This window comes from Mycobacterium sp. E2497 (assembly GCF_001668695.1).
Classification (GTDB): domain Bacteria; phylum Actinomycetota; class Actinomycetes; order Mycobacteriales; family Mycobacteriaceae; genus Mycobacterium.
The window spans coordinates 1-11,779 of sequence record NZ_LZKD01000118.1; the positions used below are offsets into that span (position 1 = coordinate 1).

Genomic DNA, 11,779 nt, shown 5'->3' on the forward strand with positions numbered 1-11,779 from the left:
GGCGCAGCAGGTGCCGGTCGAGCTCGGCCACGACGGTGTTGAACGCCTCGGCGAACACCGGGTACGCGGCGTGCAGGCCCATTCCCATGCCCAGTATCTGGGCGCCTTGGCCGGGGAAGACGAAGACGGTCTTGCCGCCCGGTGTCGCCGTGCCCTGCACGACCGACCCGACTTCGCCGGTGGCCAACTCGTCGAGGCCGGCCAGCAACTCGTCACGATCAGCACCGACGACGACGGCCCGGTGCTCGAAGTTCGACCGGCCCGCCAGCGACCAGGCCACGTCGCCGACGTCGAGGTCGCTGCGCCGGCGCAGGTGCTCGGCGAGCCGCCCGGCTTGGGAGCTCAACGCCGGCAACGACTTTGCCGACACCGCCCAGGGCACCACCGGCAATGTGCGATGTTCCACCACCGGCGTGGGCTCGACGGGCGCGGCCTCGATGATCACGTGCGCGTTGGTGCCACTAATGCCGAATGACGACACGCCCGCCCGGCGCGCACGGTTCGCCGGCCAGGGCTGCGGCTCGGTGAGCAGCTCCACCGATCCCACCGACCAGTCGACGTGCGGGCTGGGTTCGTCGACGTGCAGCGTCGCCGGCAACAGGCCGTGGCGCATGGCGAGCACCATCTTGATCACGCCGGCCACGCCGGCGGCGGCCTGCGTGTGGCCCATGTTCGACTTGATCGAGCCCAACAGGAGCGGCTCGGACCGGTCCTGCCCGTAGGTCGCCAACAATGCCTGGGCCTCGATGGGATCGCCCAACGTGGTTCCCGTGCCGTGGCCTTCGACCACGTCGACCTCGGCCGCGGACAAGCTGGCGTTGGCCAGCGCCGCCCGGACCACCCGCTGCTGGGACGGACCGTTAGGCGCGGTCAACCCGTTCGACGCACCGTCCTGGTTGATGGCCGATCCCCGCACCACCGCCAGCACCGGGTGGCCGAGCCGCCGCGCATCCGAGAGGCGCTCGACCACAAGCATGCCGCCGCCTTCGGAGAAACCGGTGCCGTCGGCGGCCCCCGCGTACGCCTTGCAGCGGCCATCCGCGGACAACCCGCGCATGCGGCTGAACTCCACGAAGATGTCGGGTGTGGCGTTGACGGTGACGCCGCCGGCCAGCGCCAGATCGCACTCCCCCGAACGCAGCGACTGCGCCGCCATGTGCAACGCGACCAACGACGACGAGCACGCGGTGTCCACCGATACCGCCGGCCCCTCCAAGCCCAGCACGTACGACACGCGGCCCGATGCCACACTCGACGACTGCCCGGTCAGGCGGAAGCCCTCCGCGGCCGGGGCGGCGCCCATGCCGTAACCCTGGGTATACACCCCGGCGAACATGCCGGTCGCGCTGCCGCGCAACGCGCCGGGTTCGATTCCGGCCCGCTCCAACGCTTCCCACGACAGCTCCAGGAACATCCGCTGCTGGGGATCCATGGCCAGCGCCTCGCTGGGCGCGATGCCGAAGAAGGCGGGGTCGAAGTCCGCGACGCCGTCCACGAAGCCGCCGGTGCGGGTATAGCAGGTGCCCGGCACGTCGGGATCGGGGTTGTAGATGCCCGCCAGGTCCCAGCCGCGGTCGGTGGGAAAGCCCGAGAGCACGTCGCGGCGCTCGACCAGCATCTGCCAGAGGTCGTCGGGGGAATTCACCCCGCCCGGATAGCGGCAGGCCATGCCGACGATCACGATCGGGTCGTCGCCGACGGCGCGAACCACCGGGGTGGGCGTGATTTCCTGTGGCATTCCGGCGAGTTCGCCGCGGATGTAGCCCGCCAGCCCATTGGGTGTCGGGTAGTCGAAGATCAGGGTGGGTGAAAGCGCCAGTCCGGTCGCGGTTTTCAGCCGGTTGCGCATTTCGACCGCGGTCAGCGAGTCGAAGCCCAGGTCTTGGAACGCCTTGTCCGGGTCGATCGCCTCCGGCGTGGTGTTGCCCAGGACGGTGGCGATGTGCGAGCGGACCAGGTCGAGCAGCACGGCGTGCTGTTCTGGTTCGGGCAGCCCGTGCAGGCGGTGGGCCAGAGCCGATTTCGACTTCGCGGCGGCCAGCGAGTCGTCGACCTGGCGCCGCGCGGGCGCGTTGACCAGGTCGGCGAACATGGGCGGGACCGCGGCGGCGTGGGCACGCAACGCGGTCAGGTCGATGCGGGCGGGCGCCAGGAACGGCTCGTCGACGATCAGCGCGGTGTCGAACAACTCCATCGCCTCGCCCGACGACAAGGCCAGGATGCCGTCGCGGCCGAGCCGGGCGAGGTCGGCGGCGTCGAGCCCACCGGTCATGGCGCTGGCCTGATCCCACAACCCCCAGCCCAGCGAGATCGCCGGCAACCCGTGGGCGCGTCGATGCGCGGCCAGCCCGTCCAGGAAGGAGTTGGCCGCCGCGTAGTTGGCCTGCCCCGAAGACCCCACCAGCCCGGCCATCGAGGAGAACATGACGAACATCGACAGGTCGAGGTCGCGGGTGAGCTCGTGCAGGTTCCAGGCGGCATCGACCTTGGCGCGCAACACGGCATCGACGCGTTCCGGGGTCAACGACGTGACCACCGCGTCGTCGAGCACACCGGCGGCGTGAACCACCCCGGTGAGTGGGTGCGCCGCCGGAATCTCGCCGATCACCGGGGCCAGGGCCTGCCGGTCGGCGGCGTCGCACGCGACCGCGCGCACCCGCGCCCCGGCTTCCTCCAGTTCGGCGATCAGCTCGGCCGACCCGGGCGCGTCGGGACCGCTGCGGCTCAACAACACCAGGTTCTGTACCCCGTGGTGCCTCACCAAGTGGCGGGCCAGCGTCGAACCCGCCATTCCGGTCCCACCCGTGATCAGCACGGTGCCTGCCGCCGGCGCGTCCGGGACCGTCATGACGACCTTGCCGATGTGGCGCGCCTGGCTCAGGTACCGCAACGCCGCACGGGCACGCCGGATGTCGAACGTGGTGACCGGCAACGGGCTCAGCACACCGGCGTCGAACAACCCGGCCAACTCGATCATCCACTGGTGCATCCGGGGCCGGCCGGGCTCGAAAAGGTCGAAGGCGCGGTAGCGCACGCCCGGATACTCCTGGGCGATCACGCCGGGGTCGCGGATGTCGGTCTTGCCCATCTCCAGGAACACGCCGCCCGGGGCCACCAGCCGCAGTGACGCGTCCACGAAGTCACCCGCCAGCGAATCCAGCACCACATCCATCCCGCGGCCACCGGTCACCGCGCGAAACTTCTCCTCGAACTCGAGGCTGCGGGAATCCGAGATGTGGTCCTCGTCGAAGCCCATGGCCCGCAACGTGTCCCACTTGCCCTTGCTGGCCGTCGCGAAGATCTCCAGACCCAAATGGCGGCCCAACTGGACCGCGGCCATGCCGACACCGCCGGCCGCGGCGTGCACCAGCACGCGTTGGCCCGGCTTGACATCCGCCAGGTGCACGAACGCCATGTACGCGGTGGTGAAGACGGCCGAGATGGCGGCGGCCTCGGCGTAGGACCAGTCCGCAGGCATCGGCTGCAGCAGCCGCACGTCGCCGGGGACCAACGTGCCGCTCCCGTCCGGGAAGAATCCGTAAACCGAGTCGCCGACGGCGAATTCGGTGACGCCCGGACCGACCTCGGTCACCACGCCGGCGCCTTCACCGCCGAGCAGCGCGTCATGGGTGAACATGCCCAGGGTGATCATGATGTCGCGGAAGTTGGCCGCGATAGCGCGCAGTGCGACCCGCACCTGACCGGGCTCCAGGGGCGCGTCGGCGTTGGGAACCGGCTCCAGCCGCAGGTTTTCGAAGGTTCCGGCGCTGCCGATGCCCAATCGCCAGGGTCCCTCGGCCGGGGGCACCAGGAGATCGTCGGCGGCGCGGCTGGGCCGCACCCGCGCCGTGTAGACCTGGCCGTCGCGCAGCAACACCTGCGGCTCCCCCGCGGCGAGCGCCGACGCGGCGGCCCGATCATCCAGCGGCACATCGGAATCCACCAGGACCATGCGGCCGGGGTGTTCCGTCTGCGCCGAACGCACCAGACCCCACACCGCCGCGCCGGGCAGGTCGCCGATGTCCTCGCCGGGCAGTCCCACGGCGCCGCGAGTCGCCACGATCAGCACACCGGAGTCACGTTCGGTCAGCCACGCCTGGACCGCGGTCAGCGCCCGATGCGTGCGCTCATACGTTGCGCTGACCGGATCCTGTTCTTCGGCAAGCGATTCCAGTATTTCGTAAGACGGCGCGGGGCCGGTCGCCGACGCGGTGGCCGGCGACCACGCCACCTCGAACAGCCGCTCGGGGCCAGAACTCGACACCGCCGCACGCAGCTGCCGCTCGGTCACCGGGCGGGCAACCATCGCACCCACCGACAACACCGGCAATCCCAGACCGTCGGCGAGCTCGATCGAGATCGCGGTGGCGCCGCCGCCGGCCGCTGGGTTCACCGGCGCGATGCGGGCGCGCACCGCGGTCGCACCGGCGGCGTGCAACGAAACGTCCTGCCACGAGAAGGGCAGCATCACGTCGACGGGCCGGCCCGCCGCCTGCTGCGCCATGATGACGGCGTGCATCGCCGCGTCGAGCAACGCGGGGTGCACCCCGAAGCCACCGACGCCTCCGGCCGCGTCCGGCAGCCGCACCTCGGCGAACACCTCGTCGCCGCGGATCCACGTCGCGGTCAATCCCCGGAACGCCGGACCGTAGCCGTATCCGTGGGCCGCCAGCCGGTCGTAGCCGTCGGCCACGTCCACCGCGACCGCGCCCGCGGGCGGCCACACCGACAGGTCGGCGCTCGGCTCGATCGAACGGGAGCTCAACACTCCCTCCGCGTGGCACACCCAGCCCGAACCGGCGTCGGCCCGGGAGAACACCGAGACGGGACGCCGGCCGGATTCCTCGCCGGGACCGACAACCACTTGCACCGCAACGGAACTGGCGGCGGGCAGCATCAGGGGCGCCTGCAACGTCAGTTCGTCGACTACCGAACAGCCGACCTGGTCGCCGGCCCGGATCGCCAGCTCGACGAACCCCGCGCCCGGGAACACCGCGGCCCCGGAGACCGCGTGATCGGCCAGCCAGCCCTGCAGGCTGGGCGACAGCCGACCCGTCAGCAGCACCCCGCCCGACGCCGGCAACTCCACGACAGCGCTGAGCAACGCGTGCTCGCTGGCGCCCAGCCCGAGGCCCGCGGCGTCGGCCCCGACGCCCTCGCCCGACAGCCAAAACCTGCGCCGGTCAAAGGCGTACGTCGGCAGCTCCACGAAGCTCGCGCCGGCCAGGAGACCGCGCCAGTTCACGCTCACCCCCGCCACGAACGCGGCGGCGGCCGACGCCAGGAATCGCTCGAGGCCGCCGTCATCGCGGCCCAGGGTGGGAACGACGATCGCCGCGGCATCGCCGGAGGCGCAGTCGTTGCAGGTGTCTTCGATGCCGGCGATCAGCGCGGGGTGCGGACTGGATTCGACGAACGTGCGGTACCCGTGCTCGCAGGCGGCGCGCACCGCCTGGTCGAACTGCACGGTCTGCCGGATGTTGCGATACCAGTAGGCGGCATCCAAACCGGCGGTGTCCAAACGATTTCCGGTCACCGTGGAGAAGAAGGCGACACGCGAGGAACTCGGTTCGATACCGGCCAGCGCCTCGATCAGCTCGTCGCGAATGGCCTCGACCTCGACCGAGTGCGACGCGTAGTCCACGTCGATCCGGCGGCTGCGCAGCTCGAGGTCGGCGCAGAATCCGGCGAGTTCATCCAGCGCGGCCACCTCGCCCGACACCACCACCGCCGACCGGCCGTTGACGGCCGCGATACTGATCCGGTTGCCGTAGGGCGCCAACAACTCTCGTGCCCGCTCGGTGCTGCATGCGATCGACAGCATGCCCCCGGAGTGCGCCAGTGACCGCAGCAGCTTGCTGCGCAACGTGACCACCCGGGCGGCGTCGCGCAGCGACAGGGCGCCGGCGACATACGCCGCGGCGATCTCACCCTGTGAGTGGCCGATCACCGCGTCTGGGTTGACGCCGACCGATCTCCACAGTTCGGCCAGCGACACCATCACCGCGAACAGCACCGGCTGGACCACGTCTACGCGATCCATCCCCGGAGCCCCGGGCGCGCCGCGCAGGACGTCGATCAGCGACCAGTCGACGAATTCGGCGAACGCCTCCTCGCACGCGTTGATCTGCTGGGCGAAAACCGGGGCGGTGTCGAGCAATTCGACGCCCATGCCCAGCCATTGGGAACCTTGGCCGGGAAACACGAAGACGGTCTTGCCGGCCGGTCCCGCGCTGCCCTGAACGACCGACCCCGTCAGCTCATCGCCGGCCAGCTCGTCGAGCCCCGCCAGCAACCGGTCCCGGTCACCACCGATGACGACGGCCCGATGCTCGAAGGTCGCGCGGCCCGCCAGCGTCCAGGCCACGTCGGCGACGTCGAGGTCACCGCGCCCGCGCACATGCGCTGCCAGCCGGGCGGCCTGGGACCTCAACGCCGACAAGGATTTCGCCGACACCGCCCACGGCACGGCCACGGGTGTCGGGTGGTCCTCGCGCGGCTCGGGCGCGGGGGCCGCCTCGATGATCACGTGTGCGTTGGTGCCGCTGATCCCGAACGAGGACACACCGGCGCGTTGCACCCGGTGCCCGGCGGGCCACGGCTGCGCCTCGGTCAGCAACGACACCGATCCCGCCGACCAGTCGACGTGCGGGCTGGGCACGTCCACATGCAAGGTCGCCGGCAGCATTTCGTGGCGCATGCCCTGAACCATCTTGATCACGCCGGCCACACCCGCCGCCGCCTGCGTGTGGCCCATGTTCGACTTGATCGACCCCAGCCAGAGCGGCTGGGACCGGTCCTGCCCGTAGGTCGCCAGCAACGCCTGCGCCTCGATCGGGTCACCCAGCGTCGTGCCCGTGCCGTGGCCTTCCACCACATCCACGTCCGCCGCCGACAGGCCTGCATTGGCCAGCGCCGCACGCACCACCCGCTGCTGCGAGGGGCCGTTCGGCGCGGTCAACCCATTCGATGCCCCGTCCTGGTTGACCGCCGATCCGCGCACCAGCGCCAGCACCGGATGGCCCAACCGCCGGGCGTCCGAGAGCCGCTCGACGACCAGCATCGCGCCGCCCTCCGACCAGCCGACGCCGTCGGCCGCCCCGGCGTAAGCCTTGGACCGGCCATCGGGGGCCAGCCCGCGGTGGCGACTGAATTCGACGAAGACCGTCGGGGTGGCATTGACGGTCGCGCCGCCGGCCAGCGCCAGGTCGCACTCCCCCGAACGCAGCGACTGCACCGCCATGTGCAGCGCGACCAATGACGACGAACAGGCCGTGTCCACCGACACCGCCGGGCCCTCGAGCCCCAGCACGTACGACACCCGGCCCGAGGCGACACTGGAGGTCATGCCGGTCAGTCGGTAGCCCTCGATCTCCTCGGCGAGCATGCCGTAGCCCTGGACGATGAGGCCGGCGAACACACCGGTCGCGCTGCCGCGCAGCCCGCTGGGGTCGATCCCGCCCCGCTCCAGCGCCTCCCAGGACAGTTCCAACAGCATCCGATGCTGCGGGTCCATCGCGAGCGCCTCGCTCGGAGCGATCCCGAAGAAGGCCGGATCGAAGTCGGCCACACCGTCGACGAAACCACCGGTCTTCGCGTAGGTCTTGTGGCGCGCGTCGGGGTCCGGGTCGTACAGGCTCGCCAGGTCCCAGCCGCGATCGCTGGGGAAGTCCGTGATCACGTCGCGGCCGTCGGCGACCATCCGCCAGAGGTCTTCCGGTGTCTCGACTCCGCCAGGGAAACGGCAGGACATCCCGACGATCGCGATCGGCTCGCTCGACCGCTCCAGCAGCGCACGGTTGGTGCGTTTCAGGCGTTCGACCTGGACCAGCGCTTTGCGCAGCGCTTCGGTCGCATGCTGGAGTTGATCCACCATCACTACCTCTCGCCTAACTTGGCCGTCAGATGCCCTGATGCGACTCTCGCCGAGTCACGGAAATTGCTGCACGATGCGATGTCGTGCCGCTCTCCGGCCCAAGAATGTCGCTGGTGAGTATCGCCAACTCCGACGGGATTTCAAAACGTCCGATGCTCCCGGCTGCTACAGGAGGACCGGCTTGGGCGTGAGGAACGCCTTGTCCAAGGGGATCGAAAACGCGCGTTTGCGCCCGCGGGTGCCGGGGACCGTCCGGGCCCGGGCAGGCCGGGATACAACTGACGCGCCTTCCATGGCGCGACTGTACCCGGCTGAGCATCGATCGTGGTCAGGACGGGTCAGACACCGGCCCGGCGCCAGCCGTCGGCCGCCCGGGCGGCTCGGATCAGCACGTCGCACAATTCGCGCAGTTCGGCGGGCCGGGCCCCTTCTTCGAGGGCGGTCGCGACGTCCTCGGCCGCGCACCGCACCTGGTAGACCCGGTCGGACAGGTCGACCGCGTCGTCGGCCGACAGGACCACCGCGTCAGGAGGCAGCGCCACTGCGGGCCCCCGGGTCAACGAGGCGCGCTGTTCGTACGCCCGCTGCCGGCACGACTGCCGGCAGTACTGGCGGCGGCGTCCCATCCCCGCGTCGGACACGTCTCGACCGCACCAGCGGCAGGGTTGCGGAGGGGTGCGACGGCTCACGGCTGCCGACTTTAGTCGGGTTCGCGCGGCGATCCCGGTATCATTGAAGGCCGCGTCGCGTACGCCGGCCACCGAGGCCGGGAACTACGCCGAGCGCCGCGACGTTTGCCAAGCGGGACAGAATTGCACTACAGCAGCCCGAAAGTTCGAAAAGACCTAGAGGAGTAGCAACATGGCTGATCGCGTCCTTAGGGGCAGTCGCCTCGGAGCCGTGAGCTACGAGACCGACCGCAACCACGACCTTGCACCACGTCAGCTCGCGAAGTACCGCACCGAGAACGGCGAAGAGTTCGAGGTCCCCTTCGCCGACGACGCCGAAATTCCCGGCACCTGGCTGTGCCGCAACGGCTTGGAAGGCACCCTGATCGAGGGCGACCTGCCCGAGCCGAAGAAGGTGAAGCCGCCGCGCACGCACTGGGACATGTTGCTGGAACGGCGCAGCGTCGAAGAGCTCGAAGAGCTGCTCAAGGAGCGGCTCGAAATCATCCGGTCACGCCGCCGCGGCTGACCTCAGACCGCTTTAGCTGCGGTTGTCCGCGCGCTGGGTGCCGGCGCGAGTCTTGCGCCCCTCGATGCCCCATCGGGTGACCTTGACCAGCGCCTCGCGGATGTTCGAGCCGCTCATCTTCGAGACGCCCAGTTCACGCTCGGTGAAGGTGATCGGCACCTCGGCGATGACGAACCCGTTGCACACCGTGCGCCAGGTCAGGTCGATCTGGAAGCAGTAGCCCTTGGAGTCCACCGCGTCGAGGCCGATCGCCTCGAGGACTTCGCGGCGGTACGCGCGGTAGCCGGCGGTGATGTCGTGCACACCGATGCCCAGCGCGACGCGCGCATAGGTGTTGGCCGTCCACGACAGCGCCCAGCGTCGCCACGGCCAGTTCCGCACTGAGCCGCCTTCGACGTAGCGGGAACCGATGGCCAGGTCGGCTCCGGCGTCGATGGCGTCCAGCAGGCGGTGCAGCTGTTCGGGCGCGTGGCTGCCGTCGGCGTCCATCTCCACCAACACGGAGTAGTCGCGGCTCAGTCCCCAGGCGAAGCCCGCCAGGTACGCCGCGCCCAGCCCGTCCTTGGCCGTCCGGTGCATGACGTGGGTACGACCCGCGTCTGCGGCCGCCAGTTCCTCGGCGAGCTCGCCGGTGCCGTCGGGGCTGCTGTCGTCGACGATGAGCAGGTGCACGTGGGGACAGGCGTCCTTCAACCGCCGGTGGATCACCGGCAGGTTCTCCCGCTCGTTGTAGGTGGGAATGATCACCAGGACGCGCTCGCTGGGACGACTTCCCGAGTCCCGGGGCGCCGGCTGGCCGGTGGTCATGTAGCTCCTCTGTGTCGCCCGAAATTACGCGACGGTCGTCGGCCGCCCTCGTGGAGCGGAGTGTAGTCACCCTCGTCATCCGGCGGCGCCTGGTCTCCGCCCTCCTCGGGAGGACTGTCCGCCTCGCCGGGTGGGGTTTCGCCTGGGGGCGTGCCGGCGTCCGAGGATCCGTCCGGACCCTTGGACCTCCGACGAATCGAACGCGCGAACCAACCATTCTGCCGTATCCCGGCCAAGATTGCCGCCCCGGCCGTCGCGACCAGGAGCCATTGCAACGGCGGGCCCCAGCGGGTGGCCGGCGTCAGCTTGGTCTTCAGGCGAACCTGCATATCCAGGTAATCGGGCTGGAAGAAGTCGGTGCGCACCAGCTCGGCCCCGTCCGGTGCGATCACCGCGCTGATCCCGGTGGTGCCGGCGACCACCACGTATCGATCGTGTTCAACGGCCCGCACCTTGGCGAAACCCAGCTGTTGTTCGCTCATCGTCTTGTTGAAAGTGGCGTTGTTGCTCGGAACGGCCAGCAACTGGGCGCCGTTGCGGACCGCGTTGCGCGGGACGCGGTCGAAGATCACTTCCCAGCAGGTGGCCACCCCGACCGGCACCCCGGCGATGTGCACGATGTCCCGGCCCGGGCGGGGCACCATGTTCCCGGCGCGGTCGGCGTAGCTGGAAAGGTGCCTGAAGAGCCAGGGCATCGGCAGGTATTCGCCGAATGGCTGCACGATTTCCTTGTCGTGCCGATCGGCCGGTCCGGTCGCCGGGTTCCACACGATCATGGTGTTGGTGTATTGCGGATTCTCCGGCGGGCTGCCGGGCAGTTCGGACACGGTACCGATCAGGATCGGCGCGCCGATCGCGGTCGCGGCCTGGGATATCTCCAGCGCGGCGTCGACGTTCACCAGGGGGTCGATGTCCGATGAGTCCTCCGGCCAGATGACGAATTGCGGTTGCGGCGCCTGTCCGGAGCGCACGTCCTCCGCCAGGTGCAGCGTCTCGCGCACGTGGTTGTCGAGCACCGCGCGGCGCTGCGCGTTGAAGTCGAGGCCGAGCCGCGGCACGTTGCCCTGCACCACCGCCACGGTGACCGAGGGCTCGCCGCCCGATCCCGTGCCGGCGTGCCGAACCTGGGGCCAGACGATGACGGAGACGAACAAGACCAGGCAGATGCAGACGCCAGGCAGCACCACGGCGGGCGGTGCCGCATCGGCTTTCACCGGTTCGTCGTCGCCGCGGTGCGCCCGATTGCCGGTGCGCCACCATTTCACGATCTCGAGCTCGATGGCGGTCGCGCTGAAGCCCACCAGCACGATCGCCATCGAGAGCAACGCGGGACCGCCGAGCTGGGCCAAGGGCAGGAAGGGGCCCTGCGCCTGGCCGAAGGCCACCACGCCCCACGGGAAGCCGCCGAACGGGACGGTTGATTTCAGCCACTCCTGTGCCGTCCACACCAGCGCGAACCAGACGGGCCAGCCCGGCAGCCGGCGCACGACCACGGCGCACAGGCCGAACAGCGCGGGAAACAGCGCACACGTCATGGCCAACGCCATCCAGGGCACGGCGCCGACGAGCAGGCTGATCCAGGGCAGCAGCGGCAGATAGAACGCCAGGCCGAACAGGAACCCGTAGCCCAAGCCGCCCGCCGGCGTCGTCGCCGGGTGCTTGAGCACCCAGGCCAGCAGCGCGGCGGCCACAACCGCGCCCCACCACCAGTTCAGCGACGGGAAGCTGGTGTACAGCAGCACACCGCCGGCCACGGCGCACGCCAACCGGGTCAGCCGCGGCAGCAGGGCGGCCCGCACGCCGGGCAGCCGCGCCGACACCCGCCGCCGCGCGCGGCCCAGGCGGTCCGCCAGCGCCGGGGCGCCGGGTTCCGGGGCGTCGACGCCGTCGTCGGGCTCG

Annotated in this window: 3 protein-coding genes and 1 pseudogene; 1 reads left to right on the forward strand and 3 read right to left on the reverse strand. The window is 70.3% G+C overall.

The window, feature by feature from the left end; all coding sequences use genetic code 11:
* The coding region (locus tag A5713_RS09150; protein WP_156751812.1) for a type I polyketide synthase at positions 1-7,876 on the reverse strand (7,876 nt) is incomplete at its 3' end.
* A 338-nt stretch (positions 7,877-8,214) separates the two neighbouring features.
* Positions 8,215-8,565 (reverse strand): hypothetical protein, encoded by a 351-nt coding sequence (locus A5713_RS09155; RefSeq protein ID WP_082972860.1) that lies wholly within the window; start codon positions 8,563-8,565, stop codon positions 8,215-8,217.
* A gap of 172 nt (positions 8,566-8,737) precedes the next feature.
* Between A5713_RS09155 and rbpA the strand changes: the two genes are divergently transcribed.
* Positions 8,738-9,073 carry an RNA polymerase-binding protein RbpA gene (gene rbpA, locus A5713_RS09160; protein WP_067926986.1) on the forward strand — a complete coding sequence of 112 codons (336 nt, stop codon included), beginning with the start codon at positions 8,738-8,740 and terminating at the stop codon, positions 9,071-9,073.
* Here rbpA and lnt read toward each other — a convergent pair.
* A pseudogene (lnt, locus tag A5713_RS09170) lies at positions 9,048-11,700 on the reverse strand (apolipoprotein N-acyltransferase). The gene rbpA and the pseudogene lnt overlap by 26 nt on opposite strands.
* Positions 11,701-11,779: the final 79 nt, after the last annotated feature.

What these genes read in the sequence shown, in the direction of transcription:
- rbpA (WP_067926986.1), top strand. Translation starts at nt 8,738, where the DNA reads ATGGCTGATCGCGTCCTTAGGGGCAGTCGCCTCGGAGCCGTGAGCTAC.